We start from the raw sequence: 22,674 nt of genomic DNA on the forward strand, positions 1-22,674 counted from the left end.
TGCGTAATATTTCAGTTGCAAGGACAAACACGGCGGCTTGTCTGCCGTGTGGACGAAGGTTGTAACGGGTAGCTGGCCGGTTGCATTGCTGCAATTGGCGCGCACTTAAGATGGGTCGCGAACTATCGGAAAGTGAAACAGAGACCTGGCGTGGCCGGACTCCAATATGGAACATGCTATTTGCGAGGGGGTGACATGGACATGTCACCCCACTTTTTTGGTTCTTTGGCGAGTCTCGAGCCAATGAACGTTGGCCGCCAGGGGGCTGGTAAATAGCCTGACACGATATGGACCACTCTCGACCGCATTGAATCTCGGCAGCCCAGATGAATGTAAAAAGGCCCCCTTGCATTAGCGAGGGGGCCTTTTTATCGGCTAGCGATCAGTGGGCTATCAGCCCTTGATGCGCTCGATGCGGCCACCCAGACCCTGCAGCTTCTGCTCGATGTCTTCGTAGCCACGGTCAATGTGATAGATACGGTCGACGATGGTGGAGCCTTCGGCCACGAAGCCAGCCAGTACCAGACTGGCGGAGGCGCGCAGATCGGTCGCCATCACCTGGGCACCCTTGAGTTGCTCGGTGTCACGGCAGATGGCTACGTTGCCCTGCAGTTCGATGTCTGCACCCATCCGTACCAGTTCGGGAACGTGCATGAAGCGGTTCTCGAAGATGGTCTCGGTGACCATGCCGGTGCCTTTGGCGACGGCGTTCAGCACAGTGAACTGTGCCTGCATGTCGGTCGGGAAGGCCGGGTAGGGGGCGGTCTTGATGGTGACCGGCTTGAGGGTGCGGCCAGTCATGTCGAGGGTGATCCAGTCTTCCCCCTTCTCAATCAGGGCGCCAGCCTCTTCCAGCTTGACCAGTACCGCTTCCAGCAGGGTTGGGTCGGTCTTGCGGCAGGTGATCTTGCCGCCGGTGACCGCTGCACCCACCAGGAAGGTACCGGTTTCGATGCGATCAGGCTGCACGCTGTAGTTGCCGCCGTGCAGACGCTCGACACCGTCGATGGTCAGGGTGTCGGTGCCCGCCCCCTGGATTTTGGCACCCAGGGTATTGAGGAAGTTGGCCAGATCGACCACTTCCGGCTCGCGCGCGGCGTTTTCGATCACGGTGCGGCCTTCAGCCAGAGTGGCTGCCATCATCAGGTTTTCGGTACCGGTCACGGAGACCATATCCATCAGGATGTGAGCGCCTTTCAGGCGGCCATCGACACGGGCCTTGATGTAACCATCTTCGATGGTGATCTTGGCGCCCATCAGCTCCAGGCCGTGGACGTGCAGGTTGACCGGACGGGCACCGATGGCGCAGCCGCCTGGCAGGGAGACGTCAGCTGCGCCGAAACGGGCAGCCAGCGGGCCCAGCGCCAGAATGGAGGCGCGCATGGTCTTCACCAGCTCGTAGGGGGCGACGTGGTTGTTCACCGCACCGGTCAGCACGGTGACGTTGCCGTTGACCTTGGTGGTCGCACCCAGCATCTCCAGCAGCTTGATGGTGGTGCCCACATCTTTCAGGCGCGGCACGTTGGAGAGGTGAACCTCTTCATCACAGAGCAGGGTCGCGAACAGGATCGGCAGCGCGGCGTTTTTGGCGCCGGAGATGGTCACTTCGCCGTTGAGAGTACAACGACCATCGATTTTGAATTTGTCCATTTTTACTTCGTTACCAAATCAGGAGGGCAATAGAAATTTACGTTCGCGTTTCCACTCGGCGTCGGTGAACGCCTTGATGGAGAGGGCGTGAATGGCGTTGCTGGCGATCTTGTCCATCAGCGGGGCATAGATGGCCTGCTGCTTCTTGACCCGGCTCATGCCGTCAAACATGTCACCGACGGCGATCACTTGGTAGTGACTACCGTCCCCTTTGACATGGACTTCGGACAATGGCAGAGCCTCAAGGAGTATCGCTTCAATTTCAGAGACTTGCATTATGCGTCCTCAGTTGTGAGCGGGGTTGACTGAAACAGCCCGGCCACCCCGTAGAGGTTGGCCAGGGTATAGAAATCACTGGAGGCGCCCACCAGTTGCGGTGTGGCGCCTCGCGCTAATACGGCTTTGGCCCATTTGACCAGCAGGGCCAGTCCGGCAGAGTCGAGGGTGGTGACGCCGCCGAGCTCGAGCTGGTCGTCCTGCCACCATTCGGCGCGGCGTTGCCACAGGTCATTGACCTGTGGCGCCTGCAGCTCACCGCTGAGGGTCATGGCTTGAGTACCAGCGGCTTGGCGTTGTGTTCGCGCAACTGGGCGATCACCGCATCGATGCCGTTCTGGCGGATCAAACCGCCGAGCTCGCTCTGTTTGGCGGAGAGCAGGCTGATCCCCTCTGCCACCATGTCGAAGGCTTTCCATTCGCCGGTCTTGTTGTTCTTGCGCAGCTTGAACTCGAGGAAGATGTCCGGCTTGCCGGCCTCTTTCACGCTGACGTTGACGGCGGTGATGTTGCCGCTGGGTGCTTTGCCCGGCTCGACCTTGACGGTCTGCTTGTCAAAATGGGCCAGCGCATCGGCGTAGGAGCTCACCATGTACTCGGTGAACACTTCGACGAAGGCATTGCGCTGCGCTTCGGTGGTCTCTTTAATCTGGTTGCCAAGCACCTTGTAGGCGGCGAAGCGGTTGTCCACATAGGGCAGCAGCTCTTCGCGGATGATCACCCGCAGGTGATCCGGATTGCTTTTCACCTGGGCCTGATCGGCTTTCAGGCGGGCAAAGGTCTGCTTGGCAGCCTGATCCACCAGCGCATTGGGGTCGGTGGCATCGACAGCGGCCTGGGCAGACAGGGAAAAGAGCATGCTGGTCATCAGGCCCAGCAGCAGGGCGATTTTCTTGAACATGATTACTCCTTCTTGCTGTCTGATTTGCTGTCGGAGGATTGGCTGTAGAGGAACTTGCCAATCAGATCTTCCAGCACGATGGCGGATTTGGTGTCTTCAATCAGGTCGCCATCCTTGAGCATCTCGGTGCCCATCTCCTCATCGCTGAAGCCGGGGGCCAGCCCGATGTACTGCTCGCCGAGCAGACCGGAGGTGAGGATGGAGAGGGAGCTGGTATCGGCAAACTCGCCAGCGCTCTTTTGCATCATCAGGGTGACTTCGGGCACCTGGGTTTTCGGGTCCAGTACGATGTCGCTGACCCGACCGACCACCACGCCGCCGACCTTGACCGGCGACCGGACTTTCAGGCCGCCGATATTATCGAAATGCGCGCGCAGGGTATAGGTTTCTCCTTCCGGTTTGAAGCTCAAACCGGCCACTTGCAGGGCCAGTGCCAGAATGGCACCGATGCCAGCCAGCATGAAGGTGCCGACCAGGAATTCTACTTTGCTGAACTTCATCTTTACCTTATCCAAACATGACTGCAGTGAGTATAAAATCCAGGCCGAGCACGGCGAGGGATGAGTGGACCACGGTTCGGGTCGTGGCCTGACTGATCCCTGCCGAGGTCGGCTTGGCATCATAGCCGTTAAAGAGCGCAATCCAGGTGACCACCAGGGCGAAAATCAGGCTCTTGATGGCGCCCTGCATGATGTCTTCATGCCAGTCGACGGAGGCCTGCATGGCAGACCAGAAGCCCCCTTCGTCCACGCCGAGCCAGTCCACGCCGACCAGCTTGCCGCCGAAGATGCCGATCAGGCTGAACATAAAGGCCAGCAGCGGCATGCTGATGACGCCAGCCCAGAAGCGGGGGGCAACCACCCGGCGCAGTGGGTCGACCGCCATCATCTCTAGGCTTGAAAGTTGCTCGGTGGCCTTCATCAGGCCGATTTCAGCGGTCAGGGCCGAACCGGCACGGCCGGCAAACAGTAGCGCTGTTACCACAGGACCCAGCTCCCGCAGCAGGGAGAGGGAGACCAGCGGTCCCAGGCTCTGCTCGGCGCCGAAATCCTTCAAAACGTTGTAACCCTGCAGCGAGAGCACCATGCCGATGAACAGGCCGGAGACCAGAATGATGGCCACCGACTGTACGCCCACCACATACAACTGCTGGATCAGCAGCGGGAAGTGCTTGCGCGGCTCGGGTTTGCCCGCCAGCGCATGGAACAACATGATGGTGGCGCGACCGACGGAGCTGATAAACCGCACTCCGACCCGCCCCAGCTTGCTTATTTGACTTATCAACATCAGAGATCCTGTAGCAGATCGCCTGCCGGAAAATGAAACGGAACAGGACCATCGGGCAATCCTTTGAGGAACTGCTCGACTTCGGGATTGTGCTCCTCGCGCAGCTGATCCGGCGTGCCGTGCGCCACCACCTTGCGATTGGCAATGATGTAGGCGTAATCGGCGATGCTCAGCACCTCTTTCACATCGTGAGTGACGATGACGGAGGTGATGCCGAGGGCATCGTTCAGCTCCTTGATCAGCTTGACCAGCACCGCCATGGTGATGGGGTCCTGCCCGACGAACGGCTCGTCATACATGATGAGGTCAGGATCGAGCGCAATTGCCCGTGCCAGGGCCGCCCGGCGCGCCATGCCGCCGGAGAGCTCGGAGGGCATCAGTTTCGCCGCTCCGCGCAAGCCCACCGCCTGCAGCTTCATCATGACGATGGTGTGGATCAGCTCCTCCGGCAGGCCGGAGTGTTCCCGTAGCGGGAAGGCCACGTTGTCGTAGACCGTCATGCCGGTAAACAGGGCGCCGCTCTGGAACAGCATGCTCATCCGTTTGCGCACTTCATAGAGGCGCGAACGGGATAGGGTGGGGATATCTTCCCCGTCAAACAGAATGTGACCGGACTCCGGCTTGAGCTGGCCACCGATCAGCCGCAGCAGGGTGGTTTTACCGATGCCGCTCGGGCCCATGACGGCGGTCACCTTGCCACGAGGAATGGTCAGGTTGATCCCGTCATACAACAGCCGATCTCCGTGACTGAAGGTCAGGTCGGAGATGGTGATCAGGTCATTGTTCAAACAATTGTCCATCCGGTGTAAATGAGGTGCGAATTTTATGGGGTAGTCTAGGTCTAAGCAACAGCAAGGAACAACTATTGAACAGGCTGCAAGCCCATTTGCACGACAGTTTTCTGTAACAAAGTGCGTCATTGAGAGCGGGACTTGCCATCCGATTCGCTTATCCGGGCAGACTTTTTTATAATCCCGCAGCTAATTTCGGCCCGGAGCTGTGTCTTTATGTCTGTAAAGCCTGAGAAAGTGTCTGAACTGTTCGATTTTCGTCGCAGTGCCCGCGCGGTGCTGGACACAGAAAAGCAAGCCATTGATGGACTCTATCAGTATCTGAACGACGCCTTCGACAAGGCGTGCGAAATGGTGCTGCGCTGCGGTGGCAAGATAGTGGTCACCGGCATGGGCAAATCGGGCCATATCGGCAGCAAGATCGCCGCCACCCTCGCCAGCACCGGCACCCCGGCCTTCTTCCTTCACCCGGGAGAAGCGAGTCACGGCGATCTGGGGATGATCTCCAGTGGCGACCTTATCATCGCCATTTCCAACTCCGGCGAGAGTGACGAAATCCTGGCCCTGCTGCCGGTACTCAAGCGCCGCGGCATTCCGCTCATCTGCATGACCGGTAATCCCGCCTCCACCATGGCCAAAGAGGCCAACGTGCATCTGTGCATCAAGGTGGAGAAAGAGGCCTGCCCGCTGGGTCTGGCACCCACTTCCAGCACCACGGCAACCCTGGTGATGGGCGATGCCCTGGCGGTCGCCCTGCTGGAAGCGCGCGGTTTTACCGCCGATGACTTCGCCCTCTCTCACCCGGGCGGTTCCCTTGGCAAGCGTCTGTTGCTGCGGGTCGGCGACCTGATGCACAGTGGCGATCTGTTGCCCCGGGTGGGGATAGATGCCACCATCAGCCAGGCGCTGCTGGAAGTGAGCCGCAAGGGGCTCGGTATGACGGCTGTGGTCGATGGCAATGGCCTGCTGGCCGGGCTCTTTACCGATGGCGACCTGCGCCGCATTCTTGACCAGCAGATCGATATCCATCACACCCCCATCAGCCGTGTGATGACGGCCAACTGTGTTACCGTAGGTCCAGAGATGATGGCTGCAGAAGCCGTCAAGCTGATGGAAACGAGAAAAATCAACGGATTACTGGTCGTGGATGAAGAGAAACGCCCGCTCGGCGCCTTCAACATGCACGACCTGCTGAAAGCCGGAGTCATTTGATGCAAAACGTACCGACCCTCTATGGTCCGGTGACGCGCAGCCAGTTCGACAAGGCGGCGCAAATCCGCCTGCTGGTGTGCGATGTGGACGGGGTGCTCTCCAACGGCCTCATCTACATGGGAAACAACGGCGAAGAGCTGAAAACCTTCTGCACCCGTGATGGTGCGGGCATGCGAGCACTGCTCAATGCCGGGATCGAGATCGCCATCATCACCGGGCGCAACTCCCGAATCGTCAGTGATCGGATGAAAAGTCTGGGTGTGGCCCATGTGGTGCAGGGGGCTGATAAAAAGCTGCCTCACTTCGAAGCGCTGCTGGCTAAGCTGGGGCTGACCCCGGAACAGGCCGCCTATATGGGCGATGACACCATCGATCTGCCGGTGATGGCCGCCTGCGGCCTGGGTATCGCGGTGGCCGATGCCCATCCGCTGGTGCTGAGTCGTGCCGATATGGTGACCCGGCTTGGCGGTGGCATGGGCGCGGTGCGTGAGGTGTGTGACCTCATTTTGCAGGCGCAGGGCCAGGACGATTATCAGCCCGAGGCCTCGGTATGAGCAGACAAACCCTGTTGTTTGCCCTGCTGTTTCTGGTCGCGCTGGTTGCCTGGCAGTTGGGCAAGGTTGAGCTGGTGCCTGAGAGCGCCGTCAAAATCGAAAACTATCAGCCGGATTTTGTCGCCAAAGATCTGGTGACCACCCGTTTTGATATCAACGGCAAGCGCACCGAGCGGCTGGAGTCGACCTACGCCGAGTATTATCAAATCCTCGAGCAGGCCACCTTCGACAAGCCGGTGGTCTACATGTATGACGATCAGGGTGCCGCCGAGTGGAAGGTGACCGCCGAAACCGGCGTGCTCAACACCGGCGACAACGTCATCCTGCGGGACAAGGTGCATCTGGATGGTCTGCTACCTTCCTCTTTCATCTCCACACTGGATACATCCTATCTGGAGCTGGATCTGGTGACACAGGATGTGCGCAGCAACCGGGAAGTGAACATTCTGGGTCGGGATTTCCAGACCCAAGGGGTTGGCCTCAAGGGCCATCTGGACCGCAAATATTTTGAGTTACTGGATCAAGGCCATGCCATCTATTTCAATGAAAAACGCTAATCTGGCCCTCGCAGCCCTGTTGCTGTGTGGTGCGGTGACCGCCAAAGAGTCCGACTTTGCCGAGAAGGTCTACGTCGATGCCGTCAAACAGGTGGCCGAGATGCAGGACAACCGCATCACCTTCGAAGAGGACGTGACCATCAATCAGGGCACCATCCGGATCAAGGCTGACAAGGTGGTAGTGACCCGTTCCGGCGAGAAAGGAGCCGAGGTGATGACTGCCTACGGTAAGCCCGCCACCTTCTTCCAGATCCTGGATAACGGCAAGCCGGTCAATGCCCACGGCAATACCATCCGCTACGAGCTGAAGAACCGGCTGGTGACCATCACCGGCAACGGTCAGCTCAAGCAGGAAGATAGCCAGGTCAATGGCGATCTGATCCGCTACGACATCGTCAAACAGAAGATGATTGCCGAGAGCAAGAGCCCGAGCCAGCGGGTCAAAACCGTGTTCCTGCCTGATCAGGTAGAGAATTTCGACAAGCCCGCCGACCAGAAGAAGCAGGGAAAATAAGCCATGGCAGTGTTGAAAGCAGTGGGTCTGCAGAAGAGCTACAAGCGCCGCATGGTGGTGAGTGACGTCAGCCTTGAAGTGGGCACCGGCCAGATTGTCGGCCTGCTCGGCCCCAACGGGGCGGGCAAGACCACCTCCTTCTACATGATCGTGGGGCTGGTACAGCGCGATGCCGGTCTCATCACCATCGACGATCAGGACATCAGCCTGCAGCCCATGCATGTGCGGGCGCGTAACGGCATCGGTTACCTGCCGCAGGAGGCCTCCATCTTCCGTCGCCTGTCGGTGTTCGACAACCTGATGGGAGTGATGCAGACCCGCAAGGGGTTGAGTCGCGAGGAGCGTGAGGACAAGGTTCAGCAACTGCTGGAAGAGTTCAACATCACCCACATTCGCGACAACCTGGGTCAGAGCCTCTCCGGCGGTGAACGCCGTCGGGTCGAAATTGCCCGTGCACTGGCGGCCGAGCCGCGTTTTATTCTGCTGGATGAACCCTTTGCAGGGGTTGACCCGATTTCTGTGATAGACATCAAGAAGATCATTCAGCATCTGAAAGATAGAGGCCTTGGCGTCTTGATTACCGACCACAACGTCAGAGAGACTCTGGACGTATGTGAGAAGGCCTATATCGTCAGCCACGGCAAGATGATTGCCGAAGGTGCACCGGCTGACATCCTTGCCGATGAGCAGGTCAAGCGCGTCTATTTGGGCGATCAATTCAGTCTATAGTAAGGGGGCATGCCTTCATTTCCTTTGACGAGTGCCTCGCTGAACATAAGGATATCCCGACGTAGATGAAGCCGACATTACAGTTGCGTCTCGGTCAGTCCCTGACCATGACGCCGCAATTACAACAAGCGATTCGTCTGCTCCAGCTCTCCACTCTGGAACTTCAGCAGGAAATTCAGCAAGCGCTCGAAAACAACCCTCTGCTGGAGCAGGAAGAGAGCGAGGCGCAAGAGACCAGTCCGGAAGCGCCGGTCGATGCCAGCCAGCTGGATTCCAGCGATGCCATGGCCCAAGAGCAGATGCCGGATGAGTTGCCGGTGGATACCACCTGGGACGAGGTTTACTCTGCCGGCACCGCCCAGAGCGCGGGCCCCATCCACGATGGGGAAGATAGCGTCTATCAGGGTGAAACCACCGAAAACCTGCAGGATTATCTGCTGTGGCAGATGCGACTCACACCGTTTAGCGATGTGGATGCCGCCATCGCGCTCGCCATCATCGATGCCATCGACGAATCAGGTTATCTGACCGTTGCGCTGGAGGATATCCAGGCTGCCGTCACCAGCGATGACGTAGAGGTGGAGCTCGATGAGGTCGAGGCGGTACTCAAGCGGGTGCAGCACTTCGATCCGGTCGGTATTGCTGCCCGTTCTGTGCAGGAGTGTTTGCTGATCCAGCTGGATCAGTATGACCCGCAGACCCCCTGGCTCAACGAGGCCAAGGAGGTGATCCTCGAGCACATGGAGCTGCTCGGCAACCGGGATTACCGCACCCTCGCCCGCAAGACAAAACTCAAGGAGAGCGACCTCAAGGAGGTGCTGGATTTGATCCAGCTGCTGGAGCCGCGCCCCGGCAATGGCATCATCCAGAGCGACTCCCAGTACGTGATCCCCGACGTCTCCGTTGTCAAGAAGGGCAGCAAGTGGGTGGTCGAGCTCAATCCCGACTCCGCCCCCCGCATCCGGGTCAACGAGACTTATGCCGCCATGGCCCGCAACGCCCGCAGCAGCACCGACACCCAGTTTATTCGCTCCCATTTGCAGGAAGCCAAGTGGTTCATCAAGAGCCTGGAAAGTCGCAATGACACCCTGCTGAAAGTGGCCAGTTGCATTGTCGAGCAGCAACAGGGCTTTTTCGAGTATGGTGAAGAGGCGATGAAGCCGATGGTGCTCAATGACATCGCCGAAGCGGTGGAGATGCATGAGTCGACCATCTCCCGGGTGACGACCCAGAAGTACATGCATACCCCCCGTGGTATCTTCGAATTGAAGTTTTTTTTCTCCAGCCATGTGAACACCGAAGGAGGAGGAGAGTGCTCATCGACCGCAATTCGCGCGCTCATCAAGAAGCTGGTCACGGCAGAGAATCCTGCCAAGCCGTTAAGTGATAGCAAGATCGCGGATTTGCTGGCCGAACAGGGTATTATGGTGGCGAGACGCACGATCGCTAAGTATCGCGAATCCTTGTTTATCCCACCTTCCAATCAGCGCAAACGCCTGGTTTAGGCAAACAAAAGGATGATGTTATGCAAATTAACCTGACCGGACACCATGTCGAGATCACCGAAGCTCTGCGTGATTATGTGAATAACAAATTTGCCAAACTCGAGCGTCATTTCGACCACATCAACAATGTTCATGTGGTGCTTAGCGTGGAAAAACTGAACCAGATAGCGGAAGCCAAATTGCACGTCAGCGGTGGCGAAGTGTTTGCCAACTCTGAACATGCCGATATGTATGCTGCGATAGACACCTTGCTCGACAAGCTGGACAGGCAGATCATCAAGCACAAAGATAAGTTAAATAAAAAATAACCATGCAACTTGAACACATACTGAGTCGGGACTGCACCAAGAGTGCAGTCCCTTGTACCAGCAAGAAACGCGCCCTCGAAATCATCAGCGAGCTGGCCGCCGAACGCCTTGGCACCTCCCGTCAGGCGCTGTTTGAATGCTTGCTGGCCCGTGAAAAAATGGGTAGTACCGGGATCGGTGCCGGTATTGCGATCCCCCACGGTCGCATTGACGATGAGTTCCCGCCAACCGCGATCCTGATGACCTTTGCCGACCCTATTCCTTTCGACTCCATCGACAATCAACCGGTTGACCTGCTGTTTGCCTTGCTGGTGCCGGAAAGCGAGTGCAAGCAGCATCTCAAGACCCTTTCTCTGATGGCTTCCAAGCTGGGTGACAAGGCGGTTTGCCGCCAGTTGCGTCAGGCAACCAGCGACGAAGAGCTCTATCAGATCATGACCTCGGCCTGACAGCAGGCCAAGGATGAGACACCCGTTTTGGCGTGAGGGAACAAGATGCAGTTAATCGTGGTAAGTGGACGTTCGGGCTCCGGTAAAACGGTAGCCCTGCGAGTGCTGGAAGATCTGGGTTACTACTGTGTGGATAACCTGCCGGTCAATTTGCTGCCCCAGCTGATTGTCTCGGTGGAGAGCCAGTACGACAAGCTGGCGGTCAGCATCGACGTGCGCAACCTGCCGAGCGATCCGGAGAAACTGGAAAATCTGCTGGCTCAGGTGCGCAATGAGGGGCGGGTAGAGTTCTCCAGCTTCTTCTTCGACGCCGACAACGGCACCCTGCTCAAACGCTATGGCGAGAGCCGCCGTTTGCACCCACTCTCACGCAACAAGCTGTCGCTGGATGAGGCGATTCGGGAGGAGACCCACCTGCTGGCGCCACTCTCCTCGACCGCTGACCTGCGTATCGACACCACCACCCTCAGCATTCACGACCTGAGCGAGCTCATCAAAACCCGGGTACTCGGCAAGAAAGAGAACGAGCTGGTGCTGGTGTTCGAGTCGTTCGGCTTCAAGTACGGCATTCCCAAGGATGCCGACTTCGTGTTCGATGCTCGCTTCCTGCCCAATCCTCACTGGATCCCCGAGCTCAAGCCGTTCACTGGCAAGGATGAGCCGGTCGCCAACTACCTCTCGGCGCAGGCTGACGTGATGCTGTTTACCCAGCAGATCGAGAACATGCTGGTGACCTGGTTGCCCCATCTGGAGCGCAACAATCGCAGCTACCTCACGGTCGGCATCGGTTGCACCGGTGGTCAGCACCGCTCGGTCTTTATTGCAGAGCGGCTGGCCAGTGCATTCCGTTTGCTTGGCAAGAACGTGCAGATCCGCCACCGCACTCTCGACAAGAGTGCCCCCCAATCTTGACGGACCAATAGGACGACCCGATGACTGTTTCCGCCTCGGTTGAAGTGAAAAACAAGCTGGGTATTCATGCCAGACCTGCCATGATGCTGTTCGAGTTGGTGCAGGGTTTCGATGCTCACGTGCTGCTGCGCAATGAAGATGGTGTGGAGGCCGATGCTGACAGCATCATCGGCCTGCTGATGCTGGATTCCGCGCAAGGGCGGCAGGTGGAAGTACAGGTTGAGGGCCCCGAAGAGGTCGAGGCCCTGGCCGCCGTGGTGGAGCTGTTCACCTCTGGCTTTAATGAGGAGTAGTCACTCCTCGTTCTTCTTCTATTCCTTTCACTTGTATTCGGTCGCGCTATTGCGGCATGACATGGCTGACTATGTAGTTCCATGGAGAAATGAGAGTTAGGCGCAGCCTAACAGGCTGCAGGCTGATGCAATAGACCTTTGCCGCGTTAGCTGGCCGATGAGACATTGCTGACTCCAGCCCGGTTCTGATAGCGCACATCCTCTTCAATGGTGACCACCACTTCCAGCGGCTTGCCGGAGCGTAACACCGATATGGTCAGCTTGGTGCCGGGGCGGCTCTCGGCGATCTTGTCCAAGGCGGCTCTGGGACCGCTGATGGCTTCGCCGTTGATCTTGAGCAGCACATCCCCTCGTTGCAGACCGCCTTTGGCTGCTGGACCGTAGGGATCCAGACTCTTCACTACCAGACCACGCAGATCGCCGAGATTCATCATCCGCGCGATTATCGGGTTGATCTCGACGCTGGATATCCCAAGGTAGCCGCGAATGACCCTGCCATTGGTGATCAGCTCATCCATGATCCGCTTCGCCAGCCGGTAGGGGATGGCAAAGCTGATGCCGTAGCTCTCCTGATTGCCGTTGAGGTGATAAGTGGCGGTGTTGATGCCCACCAGATCGCCACGGCCGTTGACCAGCGCGCCACCCGAGTTGCCCTCGTTGATGGCGGCATCGGTCTGCAGCAGATCCTGCCGGCCATTGCTGTCCGGCCCCATGCTGGAGAGACCGGTGCGGCCAGTCGCGCTGATGATGCCCTGGGTGATGGTCTGGCCGACGTTGTAGGGATTGCCGATGGCGAGTACTACATCGCCCACTTCTGGCAACCGCTCCGGATCTTGCGGGATTACCGGCAGGTTATCTGACTCGATATAGAGCACGGCAAGGTCGGTAAGCGGGTCTGTGCCGACCAGCTCGGCACTGAAAACCCGGCCATCCTGCAGGGCTACGATGATCTGGTCGGCGTCAGCGATGACGTGGTAGTTGGTCAGCACGTAGCCGCGCTGGGTCATGATGACGCCGGAGCCCAGTCCTTGTGGACGCAGTTCCCCCTGATTGCCCTGGTTGGGAGCAAAGCTGCGGGTGTAGATGTTGACGACGGCGGGGCCGGCCCGATGAGCGGCATAGGAGAAACTCAGTTCTCGGGCATTGGTGATGAGCCCCGGGAGTTGGGCGCCACCGCGAAAATTGGGAAACAGCAGCAACAGCAGCACCGCGACGGTCAAACCGAAACCGACAGACTTGCCCAAGTAACTGACTAAAGGGGAAATTTTCATGTCATTCTCATCCGTACAGGCTGCGGGCAGAGAATAACACTATCGATGGATAAAAATCACCCGCGGCGAAGGCCGCGGGTGATAGAGAGGTTGTTGAACCATCAGGGGGTTAGCGGATCACCAGATAGAGCGAGGAGTCGCCGCGCTGGATATTGAGCGCCAGTACGTCAGGCTTGTTCTTGAGCGCCTTGCTCAGCTCGCCCAAGGTGTTGATGCGCAGACGGTTGACCCCGATGATGATGTCCCCCTTCTGCAGGCCGGAAGCGGCTGCCGGAGAACGGGGATCAATGTCGGCCACGGCGACGCCGGAGACCGGATCGGTAGTGGTGCTCAGCTTGGCCCCTTCCAGTGCCGGATGCAGCGCGCTGGCGCGCACTTCGCTGTCATCGGCCTGCTTCAGGGTCACTTTGGCCGTTTGTGACTTGCCATCGCGGATCAGTCCCAGCTCGACCTGCTTGCCAGCGCCCATGGTGGCGATCTTGGCACGTAGCTCGCCGAAGGAGCGAACCGGCTTGCCATCGATGCTGACGATGATATCGCCCGCCTTGATGCCCGCCTTGTCTGCGGCGGAGTCAGGCATGACCTGGTTGACGAAGGCGCCATCCTTCTTGTTGTAGCCGAAGGTCTTGGCGATGTCTGAGGTGAGTTCGGTACCGGTAATGCCCAGCTGACCGCGACGCACTTCACCGTACTTGACGATCTGCTCGGTCAGATCCCGCACCATGTTGGAGGGGATGGCAAAGCCGATGCCGATGTTGCCGCCGTTCGGGCCCAGAATCGCGGTGTTGATACCGATCAGCTCGCCACGCAGATTGAGCAGGGCACCGCCCGAGTTACCTGAGTTGATGGCCGCATCGGTCTGGATGAAGTTTTCCAGATTCTCGATGTTGAGGCCACTGCGACCGAGCGCGCTGACGATACCTGATGTGACGGTCTGACCCAGACCAAACGGGTTGCCGATTGCCAACGCATAGTCACCCACCCGCAGCTCGTCGGAGTCGGCGAACTTGATCTGCACCAGATCCTCGGCCTTGATTTGCAGCAGGGCGATGTCGGACTGCTTATCTTCACCGATCTTCTTGGCCGCATATTCACGACCATCCTTCAGAGTGACCTTGATCTCGTCCGCCTCGTGAACCACGTGGGCGTTGGTGATCACGTAACCCTTCTTGGCATCGACGATGACACCGGAGCCGAGTGCCTGGAACGGCTGCTCGCTCACCTGTTCATCGGGCATATTGGGACCGAAGAAGAAACGGAATTGTTCCGGCAGACGCTGGCGGGTGATCTTCTTGCCGGAGACAGAGATATTAACTACGGCAGGAGTGACCTGTTCGAGAACGGGGGCCAGACTTGGCATCTCCTGATTAGAGCCTAACAGGGAAGGCAGTGCGGCCTGAGCAGGGGCCGCAGACATGGCGATACCGACGCTGAGGGCTAGCACACTGAGCATGGAAAGAGGTTTACGCATATGAAAAACAGCTCCCAGAAAAAGTTGCATTGCAATCGTCAAGGTCAGACCACAGGGCTGGCCAATTAGTTCCGCGAGGAACTAATTTGGTTGTTTGAGCAGTCCGGAAGAGGCGCCGGCATAGTCGCGAGGCGGGACGCCCGGCTCATCTGCTTCTTTGGTTGGGGCTTCTTCTACCAATGATTCACGGAACAGCGGTTCCTGTGCCTTGGCCAGGAATTTGCTCTGCTCGGCCATGTGGCGATAGAGGGTCTGATACTGCTCGGCCAGTTGCTCCATCAGCGCGGCGCTGTCGGCGAAGTGGGTATTGATTTGGCCCTGATAGCTTTCAAGCTCCTTGTGGGCCTTTTTCAGTTCCTGTTCCAGACGGCCGGCATCGCGGCTGCGTACCGAAAAACGGCCGAGAACGATACCGATAATCAAGGCCGCGACAGCCAGCAGGATCCCAGTTAACAGACTCATAGATGCTCCTTGTTACAGCTAAAACAGAGTGGGTTTATGCGGCCGTCATAACCGCCATGCCTTGATGGCACTATACCGTGCGTCCTGAGGCCGTGATACCATTTTGTCCTCGATTCAGGGACTTGGAGAGGCGCTCAAGGATGACACCGCAGCAAAAATACCAGCAGGATCTGCTGCGCCCCGGCTTTGTGGCCGACCCCGCGCAGGGGATGGCCATTAGCAGGCTGGAGCGACTGTATCAGGATTTGCTACGGCGCCCGACTCCGACCAGATCTCGAGGGTTGCTGGGTTGGCTGCAAAAGCCCAAGCAGCCGGAGCCCGTCCTCGGTATCTATATGTGGGGCGGAGTGGGCCGAGGCAAGACCTGGCTGATGGATACCTTTTTCGACAGCCTGCCGGGGACGCGCAAGATGCGCAGCCATTTCCACCGTTTCATGCACCGCATTCACGATGAATTGCAGGGGTTGAGCGGGCAGTCCGATCCCCTCAAACTGGTGGCCAGCAAGCTTGCCAGCGAGACAGACATCATCTGTTTCGACGAATTTTTTGTCTCCGACATCACCGATGCCATGTTGCTGGGCACGCTGTTTCAGGAGCTGTTTGGTCACGGTGTTGTGCTGGTCGCCACTTCAAATATTCCGCCGCAGGATCTTTATCGCAACGGGCTGCAGCGAGCCCGTTTTCTGCCAGCTATCGAGCTGATCGAGCGTCATTGCGAGGTACTTAACGTAGATGGCGGTATCGACTATCGCCTGCGTACGCTGGAACAAGCGGAGGTTTATCACTGCCCGCTGGACTTGCAGGCAAAAGCCAATCTTGACCGCTATTTTCAGCAATTAACCGGTGGGCACACGGCTTGCGAGGGGACGTTCGAGGTCAATCATCGTCAGCTGACGTCGCTCGGAATGGGGGAAGGGGTGCTCTATATGGAATTTGAGCAACTTTGCTGTACTCCCCGCTCCCAGAACGACTATATCGAGCTGGCCAGACTGTTCCATACTGTTCTGCTGGCCAATGTGCAGCCAATGGGCACAGGCACGGATGACGCGGCTCGCCGCTTCATTGCCATGGTCGATGAGTTTTATGAACGGCACGTCAAGCTCATCATGTCGGCGGCGGTTCCCATGGCAGAACTCTACGGTGAAGGGCTGCTGAATTTCGAATTCAAACGCTGTCTTTCACGGCTTCAGGAAATGCAATCGCACGAATACCTTGCCAGAGTGCACCTTCCTTAGTCACAATACCGCGCCTGCCAGTCGGATGGGCATCTGCGGCAGGTAGGGCCGGGCGACATTTGCTAGCTTCATGGCAGTGAAATTAGCAGGTGATATTTAAGGCAACTTCACTTATAATCGCTCGGCCCACGTTACAGCTGTCGATAAGACAGCAACACTTTAAGCTTTACTTGTATTCGAAGGGGTACAGGTAGGCCATCGTTTGTTGTTTGTGGGAGAGCCCCCATAAACAATTGGGTCTGTAACAGGTAATTGGGTTTAACTTAATGAAAACTTTCGTTGCCAAGCCAGAAACCGTAAAACGTGACTGGTACATTGTGGACGCAGAAGGTAAAACTCTGGGTCGTATCGCAACCGAGATCGCTGCTCGTCTGCGTGGTAAGCACAAAGCTGAATACACTCCGCACGTTGACACCGGTGATTACATCATCGTTGTAAACGCTGAGAAGGTACGTGTTACCGGTAAGAAAACTACCGACAAAATGTACCACGCTCACTCCGGTTTCCCGGGTGGTATCAAGTCAATCAGCTTCGACAAGCTGATTCAGCGTAAACCGGAAATGGTAATCGAAGCTGCTGTTAAAGGCATGCTGCCGAAAGGTCCTCTGGGCCGTGCCATGTTCCGTAAACTGAAAGTTTACGCAGGCGCCGAGCACGCTCACGCTGCTCAGCAACCTCAAGTACTGGATATCTAATCGGGAACTGGCAACATGGCAGAAAATCAATACTACGGTACCGGCCGTCGCAAAAGCTCCACTGCTCGCGTATTTATCAAAGCGGGTAGCGGTAAGATCGTAATCAACCAGCGCTCCCTGGAGCAGTACTTCGGTCGTCCGACTGCCCGCATGGTAGTTCGTCAGCCGCTGGAACTGGTTGAGATGACCGAGAAACTGGATCTGTACATCACCGTTAACGGTGGTGGCATCTCCGGTCAAGCTGGTGCGATCCGCCACGGTATCACTCGTGCTCTGATGCAGTACGATGAAACCCTGCGTTCCGAACTGCGTAAAGCAGGCTTTGTTACTCGCGATGCCCGTAAGGTTGAGCGTAAGAAAGTCGGTCTGCACAAAGCTCGTAAGCGTCCGCAGTACTCCAAGCGTTAATTCGCTTTCGGTGCTCACTCTTTCGAGTGTCAAAAAAGCCTGGCAACCGCCAGGCTTTTTTTATTAGTAATATTACCGACATCAATGCTAACCACGCGTCACAAAAGACAAAAAATTGTTTCTTTATTGTTTTTATTGCTCACCGCTCTTTCTTGTCAAGTTGTTATCTTTTCTTTAAAATTTCCCCTGTTTTCTGTGGCAATTGTAAATCCAGCTTCCGCCGCTGTTGTCACGGGAAAAATGGGGAACAGGGACACTATAAGAATGTGCGGAGTCCACATGGGAGAGTTTTTGGATGAGCAATGCGCCAGTTGATACCGGTCGCCGCAGATTTCTTACCTGGTCAACGGTTGCCGTTGGTGGGGTAGGAGCTGCGTTTACCGCAGTGCCGTTTATAAAGTCATGGAATCCGAGTGCCAAGGCCAAAGCAGCCGGTGCACCGGTTGAAGTCGATATCAGTAAGTTGGAACCGGGTCAGCTCATCCGTGTCGAGTGGCGTGGCAAACCCGTCTGGGTGGTGAAACGCACCAAGCAGACGCTGGATGCCCTGGCAGCACATGATGACAAGTTGCGGGATCCCTCATCAGAAGAGCCGCAGCAGCCTGACTATGCCCATAACGGGTACAGATCGATCAAGCCCGAAATTTTTGTCGCGGTCGGTATCTGCACCCATCTCGGGTGTTCACCTTCTTATCTGCCTGACAGTTTTGGTGAGCAGGTGCAGGGGGTTGCGTCCGGATTCTTCTGCCCGTGTCATGGCTCCAAGTTCGATATGGCTGGCCGTGTGTTCCAGGGGGTGCCTGCACCACTGAACCTGGTTATTCCGCCGTATCAATTCATTAACGACACCACCATTCTGGTCGGTGCCGATGGCAAGGAGGCCTGATCATGTTGAGCAAACTGATGGGCTGGATTGACGATCGCTTTCCGCTTACGGCCATGTACAACGACCACATGGCCAAGTATCCGGCTCCGAAGAACCTGAACTTCTGGTATTTCTTCGGTTCGCTGGCCATGTTGGTGCTGGTTAACCAGATCATCACCGGCATCTGGCTGACCATGAACTACAACCCCTCTGCGGAAGGTGCGTTTGCCTCCGTCGAGTACATCATGCGGGATGTGGAGTATGGCTGGCTGCTACGTTACATGCACTCTACCGGTGCCTCTGCCTTCTTCGTGGTGGTCTACCTGCACATGTTCCGAGGTATGATTTACGGCTCTTACCAGAAGCCGCGCGAGCTGCTGTGGATTTTCGGCATGCTGATCTTCCTGGTGCTGATGGCGGAAGCCTTTATGGGCTACTTGCTGCCCTGGGGACAGATGTCATTCTGGGGGGCCCAGGTCATCATCTCGCTGTTTGGTGCCATTCCGGTCATCGGTGACGATCTTACCCTGTGGATCCGTGGTGACTACGTTATCTCTGGTGCGACCCTGAACCGCTTCTTCGCGCTGCACGTCATCGCGTTGCCGCTGGTTTTGGTGATGCTGGTTGCCATGCATATCCTGGCGCTGCACGAAGTCGGCTCCAACAACCCGGATGGCATCGATATCAAGAAGCACAAGGACGAGAACGGCTGGCCGCTGGATGCGGTGGCGTTCCACCCTTACTTCACCGTCAAGGATATGATCGGTGTGGCCGGCTTCCTGTTCTTCTTCTGCGCCATCATCTTCTTCAAGCCGGATATGTGGGGTTACTTCCTCGAGAAGCCGAACTTTGAAGTGGCCAACGGCCTGAAGACTCCGGCTCACATCGCGCCTGTGTGGTACTTCACCCCCTTCTACGCGATTCTGCGTGCGGTACCTGACAAGCTGCTTGGCGTCATCATGATGGGCCTCTCTATTGTGGTGTTGTTCCTGCTGCCCTGGCTGGATCGCTGCAAGGTGCGTTCAGTACGCTATCGCAGCAAGCTGCACAAGCTGAACATCGCCCAGTTTGTGGTCTGCTTCATCATTCTGGGGGTGCTGGGTGTACTGCCGTCGACGCCGACTCTGACGCTGGTTGCCCAGATCTGTACCTTGGGTTATTTCGGTTTCTTCGTGCTGTTGTTCTTCTACAGCAAAAACGAACGCACCAAGCCGCTGCCGGAGAGGGTGACATTTAAATGAAAAAAATAATATTTGCAGTGCTGACCCTGCTGCCCTCTCTGGTGTTTGCCGCTGGAGGTGCGGTTGCACTGGACAAGGCCAATTACGATCTGAGTGACAAGGCATCCCTGCAACGCGGAGCGGCCACCTTCATGAATTATTGTGCCGGCTGCCACTCTACCCAGTACCAACGTTACAACCGGGTTGCTGCCGATCTGGAGATCCCTGAGGATCTGATGAAGGAGAACCTCATTTTCACCGATGCCAAAGTGGGTGATCTGATGAAGAGTGCCATGTCCGAGAAGGATGCCGCTAAGTGGTTTGGTGCGCCGCCTCCCGACCTGACTCTGGTAGCCCGAGTACGTGGTGCGGACTGGATTTACACTTATCTGCGTTCTTTTTACGTGGATCCGACCCGTCCGTTTGGTGTGAATAACGTGGTGTTCCCGTCAGTGGGCATGCCCCATGTGCTGGAGCCGCTGCAGGGGACTCCCCGTGCCGAGTTCGCGACTCACATGGTCGATGGCGTCGAGACCCAGCAGGTTGTCAGCATCAAATCTGACGGCAACGGTGAAATGGATGACGAAGAGTATGATAAGACGGTACTGGATCTGGTAAACTTCTTGGTCTACTCGGCTGAACCGGTACAACAGGAGCGTGAACGCATGGGCTTCTGGGTGCTTGGTTTCATCGTGATCTTCTTCATCTTCACTGTGCTGTTGAAGAAGGAATTCTGGCGCGACGTTCACTAAGCGACCAGATCCGGGTAATATAATGCACGGCAATGAAGACCAAGATGCTTCATTGCCGTTTCTGCTTTTTTATGACGGGAGGGTTCAATGGCTGTAGCTGCCAATAAGCGTTCGGTAATGACGCTGTTTTCCGGTGCCAACGATATGTTCAGCCATCAGGTGCGTATTGTCCTGGCGGAGAAGGGTGTTAGTGTGGATATCTGTCAGGTTGACCCAGCCAATCTGCCGGATGAGCTGGCCGAGCTGAACCCGTACAACTCTGTACCGACCCTGGTTGATCGTGAGCTGGCACTCTACACCTCACGCATCATCATGGAGTATCTGGACGAACGCTTCCCGCATCCACCCCTGATGCCTGTTTATCCGGTTGCGCGTGGTAACAGCCGCCTGATGATGCACCGCATCGAGCTGGACTGGTATTCCCTGGCTGACAAGATCATGGCCGGTACCGATGCAGAAGCAGCACGCAACGAACTGCGTGACAACTTGCTCGCCATTGCACCGATCTTCGGTGAAATGCCCTATTTCATGAGCGAAGAGTTTGGTCTGGTAGATTGCTATATGGCTCCGTTGTTGTGGCGTCTGCCGAGCCTGGGTATCGACTTGACCGGTCGTGGCGCCAAAGAGCTGAAGGCCTACATGGTTCGTCTGTTCGAGCGTGAGTCCTTCCAGGCATCCCTGACCGAAGCCGAACGCGAGATCCGTGCTGGCGTATGAGCATGGAACCGACAATGACGCCGAGTCGCCCGTACCTGTTACGGGCGTTCTTTGACTGGTTGCTGGATAACGATCTGACTCCCCATCTGGTGGTCAACGTCAACATTCCCCATGTGATGGTGCCGATGCAGTTTGCTCAGGACGGGCAGATTGTGCTGAATATCGCGCCCCGTGCCGTGATGCAATTTCACATGGATAATGAGGCAATCAGCTTCAGCGCCCGCTTTGGCGGGGTATCCCAACAGGTCTATATCCCGATGGCGGCCGTGCTGGCTATCCATGCTAGGGAGAACGGCGTGGGAACCCTGTTCCCCCCCGAGCCTGGTTACGATATCTGGCTGGAGCAGGCCGAAGCACCGGTGGAGCCAGAGCCGGAACCGCCGCGTCCAAGCGGTCGTCCGACCCTGAAAGTCATCAAATAAAAAAACGCAGCCAATTGGCTGCGTTTTTCATATCCGTAATTATCAGTTCTGGGCGTATTCGAATGCCTTGATGACTCGCTTCACACCGCTAACGTGGCGAGCGATGTTGACCGCCTGCTCTCCCTCCTGACGGGTGACAAGACCAATCAGGAATACTTCGCCGTTTTCGGTGACCACCTTGACCTTGGCGCTATCGAAGTTTTTGGTGCCGAACATGTCGGCTTTCACCTTGGAGGTGAGCCAGGTGTCATTGCTGCGTGTGGTCAGGCTGACTGGCTGACCAAGGCGTAACTCGTTGTAGACGTGGCGGACCCCCTCGATGCGGCCAACAATCTTGCCTGCTTCCAGCTTGTAAACGTCAGAAGGTGTCTGACCGACCAGCAGCACGCGGCCATTGTTGCTGTAGACGCTGATCTTGCTGGCTGCGCTGAGCGGTTTGTTGTCGGCCAGCAGATTGGCTGCTTTCAGCTCGATGCTCTGGTCATCCCACTGGGCGCTCATGGTACGGCGGTCGCCAGAAACCTTGGCGGTACCAGCTGCTCCGCCAACCACCACGGCAGCACAGCCCTGCAATAGCAAGGCGCTGGCTAGCAGGCCAAGGATGAGTATCTGCTTGTTCATGGTTTCAATCTTCCTGTTGCGGGAAAAGAGTCTGGTCGATGAGATCACACAGACAGTGCAGGGTCAACAGGTTGACCTCAAGAATACGGGGGCGGCGGGCAGAGGGTACTCGGATCTCCACATCGTTTGGCCCCAGCAAGCCAGCCATTTCGCCACCGTCGCCGCCGCTCAGCACCACTATGGTCATGTCGCGGGAGAGAGCTGCCTCGGCCGCCTTGATCAGGCTTCGGCTGTTGCCCGTGGTGGTGATGACCACCAGAATGTCGCCAGGCTGGCCCAGCGCGCGGATCTGCTTGGCGTAGACCTCTTCAAAACCATGGTCGGTGGCGATGGCGCTGATGGTCGCCATGTCCGGGGTCAGAGCCATGCCGGGAAGAGAGGGGCGCTGGGTCTCGTAGCAGTTGACCAGCTCGGAGATGAACAGTTGCGCCAGTGCGGCAGAAGGACCGTTACCGCATGCCAGCACCTTGTGGCCATTGAGCAGGCAGATGGTGATCATCTGGGCTGCAGTATGGATGGCATCCGGCAGCGCCTCGGCGGCGGCTATTTTGGTCTGGATGCTTTCGGTGTAGTTCTCTTTGATGCGGTCAGTCATAG

Annotated in this window: 30 protein-coding genes; 18 read left to right on the plus strand and 12 right to left on the minus strand. The window is 57.1% G+C overall.

The features are described from left to right. Nucleotides 1-393: 393 nt before the first annotated feature. Genes murA through mlaF form a run of 7 tightly spaced genes read right to left on the minus strand, consistent with a single transcriptional unit; the run spans nt 394 to nt 4,914 of the window. The gene (murA, locus tag G5182_RS13935; protein WP_201938913.1) at nt 394-1,650 is read right to left on the minus strand and encodes a UDP-N-acetylglucosamine 1-carboxyvinyltransferase; all 1,257 of its coding nucleotides are present in this window, start codon (nt 1,648-1,650) and stop codon (nt 394-396) included. Nucleotides 1,651-1,668: 18 nt separating this feature from the next. Further along, nucleotides 1,669-1,926, minus strand: a complete 258-nt coding sequence (gene ibaG / locus G5182_RS13940) for a BolA family iron metabolism protein IbaG (RefSeq protein WP_005306001.1) — start codon at nt 1,924-1,926, stop codon at nt 1,669-1,671. Next, the gene (locus G5182_RS13945; RefSeq protein ID WP_005336352.1) at nt 1,926-2,198 is read right to left on the minus strand and encodes an STAS domain-containing protein; all 273 of its coding nucleotides are present in this window, start codon (nt 2,196-2,198) and stop codon (nt 1,926-1,928) included. The genes ibaG and G5182_RS13945 overlap by 1 nt, the downstream gene beginning before the upstream one ends. After that, a complete protein-coding gene (locus G5182_RS13950) occupies nt 2,195-2,827 on the minus strand; it encodes an MlaC/ttg2D family ABC transporter substrate-binding protein (protein ID WP_005336350.1) in 633 nt (210 codons plus the stop codon). The genes G5182_RS13945 and G5182_RS13950 overlap by 4 nt, the downstream gene beginning before the upstream one ends. 2 nt (nt 2,828-2,829) lie before the next feature. Further along, nucleotides 2,830-3,327, minus strand: coding sequence for an outer membrane lipid asymmetry maintenance protein MlaD (mlaD, locus tag G5182_RS13955; protein WP_005336348.1), 498 nt, complete (start codon nt 3,325-3,327; stop codon nt 2,830-2,832). A gap of 7 nt (nt 3,328-3,334) precedes the next feature. After that, nucleotides 3,335-4,114, minus strand: a complete 780-nt coding sequence (mlaE, locus tag G5182_RS13960) for a lipid asymmetry maintenance ABC transporter permease subunit MlaE (protein WP_005355158.1) — start codon at nt 4,112-4,114, stop codon at nt 3,335-3,337. Further along, nucleotides 4,114-4,914: a phospholipid ABC transporter ATP-binding protein MlaF gene (mlaF, locus tag G5182_RS13965; RefSeq protein WP_005336343.1), complete on the minus strand. Its 801-nt coding sequence runs from the start codon at nt 4,912-4,914 to the stop codon at nt 4,114-4,116. Before mlaF ends, mlaE begins: the two co-directional genes overlap by 1 nt. Nucleotides 4,915-5,121: 207 nt before the next feature. Here mlaF and G5182_RS13970 point away from each other — a divergent pair, with 207 nt between their 5' ends. From G5182_RS13970 to npr, 10 genes are all read left to right on the plus strand, one after another. Further along, nucleotides 5,122-6,117 (plus strand): KpsF/GutQ family sugar-phosphate isomerase, encoded by a 996-nt coding sequence (locus tag G5182_RS13970; protein WP_005336342.1) that lies wholly within the window; start codon nt 5,122-5,124, stop codon nt 6,115-6,117. Continuing rightward, nucleotides 6,117-6,671, plus strand: coding sequence for a 3-deoxy-manno-octulosonate-8-phosphatase KdsC (gene kdsC, locus G5182_RS13975; protein WP_227341812.1), 555 nt, complete (start codon nt 6,117-6,119; stop codon nt 6,669-6,671). The genes G5182_RS13970 and kdsC overlap by 1 nt, the downstream gene beginning before the upstream one ends. Further along, entirely contained in the window at nt 6,668-7,228 is a 561-nt protein-coding gene (gene lptC, locus G5182_RS13980) for an LPS export ABC transporter periplasmic protein LptC (RefSeq protein WP_227341813.1), read from the plus strand. The genes kdsC and lptC overlap by 4 nt, the downstream gene beginning before the upstream one ends. Continuing rightward, nucleotides 7,215-7,742: a lipopolysaccharide transport periplasmic protein LptA gene (gene lptA / locus G5182_RS13985; protein ID WP_040068817.1), complete on the plus strand. Its 528-nt coding sequence runs from the start codon at nt 7,215-7,217 to the stop codon at nt 7,740-7,742. Before lptC ends, lptA begins: the two co-directional genes overlap by 14 nt. 3 nt (nt 7,743-7,745) lie before the next feature. Then, nucleotides 7,746-8,471, plus strand: a complete 726-nt coding sequence (gene lptB / locus G5182_RS13990; protein WP_005336333.1) for an LPS export ABC transporter ATP-binding protein — start codon at nt 7,746-7,748, stop codon at nt 8,469-8,471. Between the two features lie 65 nt (nt 8,472-8,536). Beyond that, nucleotides 8,537-9,976, plus strand: a complete 1,440-nt coding sequence (locus G5182_RS13995; RefSeq protein WP_005336331.1) for an RNA polymerase factor sigma-54 — start codon at nt 8,537-8,539, stop codon at nt 9,974-9,976. Between the two features lie 20 nt (nt 9,977-9,996). Beyond that, complete coding sequence (hpf, locus tag G5182_RS14000) at nt 9,997-10,284, plus strand: ribosome hibernation promoting factor (RefSeq protein ID WP_005336323.1); 288 nt, start codon at nt 9,997-9,999, stop codon at nt 10,282-10,284. Nucleotides 10,285-10,286: 2 nt separating this feature from the next. Next, on the plus strand, nt 10,287-10,733 hold the full coding sequence (gene ptsN / locus G5182_RS14005; protein WP_005336322.1) for a PTS IIA-like nitrogen regulatory protein PtsN: 447 nt from the start codon (nt 10,287-10,289) through the stop codon (nt 10,731-10,733). A gap of 45 nt (nt 10,734-10,778) precedes the next feature. After that, nucleotides 10,779-11,645, plus strand: coding sequence for an RNase adapter RapZ (gene rapZ, locus G5182_RS14010; RefSeq protein ID WP_040068818.1), 867 nt, complete (start codon nt 10,779-10,781; stop codon nt 11,643-11,645). 20 nt (nt 11,646-11,665) lie between these two features. After that, a complete protein-coding gene (gene npr / locus G5182_RS14015; RefSeq protein WP_005336318.1) occupies nt 11,666-11,938 on the plus strand; it encodes a PTS phosphocarrier protein NPr in 273 nt (90 codons plus the stop codon). 146 nt (nt 11,939-12,084) lie between these two features. Here npr and degS read toward each other — a convergent pair whose 3' ends face one another. The 3 genes from degS to G5182_RS14030 form a co-directional block, all read right to left on the minus strand. Continuing rightward, nucleotides 12,085-13,209: an outer membrane-stress sensor serine endopeptidase DegS gene (gene degS, locus G5182_RS14020; RefSeq protein WP_266134915.1), complete on the minus strand. Its 1,125-nt coding sequence runs from the start codon at nt 13,207-13,209 to the stop codon at nt 12,085-12,087. A gap of 109 nt (nt 13,210-13,318) precedes the next feature. Further along, entirely contained in the window at nt 13,319-14,680 is a 1,362-nt protein-coding gene (locus tag G5182_RS14025) for a Do family serine endopeptidase (RefSeq protein ID WP_216952220.1), read from the minus strand. Nucleotides 14,681-14,761: 81 nt separating this feature from the next. Then, nucleotides 14,762-15,142: a YhcB family protein gene (locus G5182_RS14030; RefSeq protein ID WP_216952219.1), complete on the minus strand. Its 381-nt coding sequence runs from the start codon at nt 15,140-15,142 to the stop codon at nt 14,762-14,764. Between the two features lie 140 nt (nt 15,143-15,282). Here G5182_RS14030 and zapE point away from each other — a divergent pair, with 140 nt between their 5' ends. From zapE to G5182_RS14070, 8 genes are all read left to right on the plus strand, one after another. Next, entirely contained in the window at nt 15,283-16,377 is a 1,095-nt protein-coding gene (gene zapE / locus G5182_RS14035; protein WP_421254445.1) for a cell division protein ZapE, read from the plus strand. Nucleotides 16,378-16,643: 266 nt separating this feature from the next. Beyond that, nucleotides 16,644-17,072, plus strand: a complete 429-nt coding sequence (rplM, locus tag G5182_RS14040) for a 50S ribosomal protein L13 (RefSeq protein WP_005341737.1) — start codon at nt 16,644-16,646, stop codon at nt 17,070-17,072. A 15-nt stretch (nt 17,073-17,087) separates the two neighbouring features. Continuing rightward, nucleotides 17,088-17,480 (plus strand): 30S ribosomal protein S9, encoded by a 393-nt coding sequence (gene rpsI, locus G5182_RS14045; protein ID WP_005336286.1) that lies wholly within the window; start codon nt 17,088-17,090, stop codon nt 17,478-17,480. A 295-nt stretch (nt 17,481-17,775) separates the two neighbouring features. Next, on the plus strand, nt 17,776-18,366 hold the full coding sequence (gene petA, locus G5182_RS14050) for a ubiquinol-cytochrome c reductase iron-sulfur subunit (protein WP_216952217.1): 591 nt from the start codon (nt 17,776-17,778) through the stop codon (nt 18,364-18,366). Nucleotides 18,367-18,368: 2 nt separating this feature from the next. Continuing rightward, nucleotides 18,369-19,586 carry a cytochrome b gene (locus G5182_RS14055; protein ID WP_005341735.1) on the plus strand — a complete coding sequence of 406 codons (1,218 nt, stop codon included), beginning with the start codon at nt 18,369-18,371 and terminating at the stop codon, nt 19,584-19,586. Then, nucleotides 19,583-20,317, plus strand: coding sequence for a cytochrome c1 (locus G5182_RS14060; protein ID WP_201938939.1), 735 nt, complete (start codon nt 19,583-19,585; stop codon nt 20,315-20,317). Before G5182_RS14055 ends, G5182_RS14060 begins: the two co-directional genes overlap by 4 nt. An 87-nt stretch (nt 20,318-20,404) precedes the next feature. Beyond that, nucleotides 20,405-21,034 carry a stringent starvation protein SspA gene (sspA, locus tag G5182_RS14065; protein ID WP_005336279.1) on the plus strand — a complete coding sequence of 210 codons (630 nt, stop codon included), beginning with the start codon at nt 20,405-20,407 and terminating at the stop codon, nt 21,032-21,034. Further along, nucleotides 21,031-21,456, plus strand: coding sequence for a ClpXP protease specificity-enhancing factor (locus tag G5182_RS14070; RefSeq protein WP_041234002.1), 426 nt, complete (start codon nt 21,031-21,033; stop codon nt 21,454-21,456). The genes sspA and G5182_RS14070 overlap by 4 nt, the downstream gene beginning before the upstream one ends. Nucleotides 21,457-21,498: 42 nt before the next feature. Here G5182_RS14070 and dolP read toward each other — a convergent pair whose 3' ends face one another. Together dolP and G5182_RS14080 are read right to left on the minus strand one after the other, a co-directional pair. After that, a complete protein-coding gene (gene dolP, locus G5182_RS14075) occupies nt 21,499-22,077 on the minus strand; it encodes a division/outer membrane stress-associated lipid-binding lipoprotein (RefSeq protein ID WP_227341815.1) in 579 nt (192 codons plus the stop codon). Between the two features lie 4 nt (nt 22,078-22,081). Beyond that, nucleotides 22,082-22,672 carry a D-sedoheptulose-7-phosphate isomerase gene (locus G5182_RS14080; protein ID WP_005341724.1) on the minus strand — a complete coding sequence of 197 codons (591 nt, stop codon included), beginning with the start codon at nt 22,670-22,672 and terminating at the stop codon, nt 22,082-22,084. Nucleotides 22,673-22,674: the final 2 nt, after the last annotated feature.

The sequence above is a fragment of the Aeromonas sp. 600948 genome, from assembly GCF_049174875.1.
Classification (GTDB): domain Bacteria; phylum Pseudomonadota; class Gammaproteobacteria; order Enterobacterales; family Aeromonadaceae; genus Aeromonas; species Aeromonas veronii_A.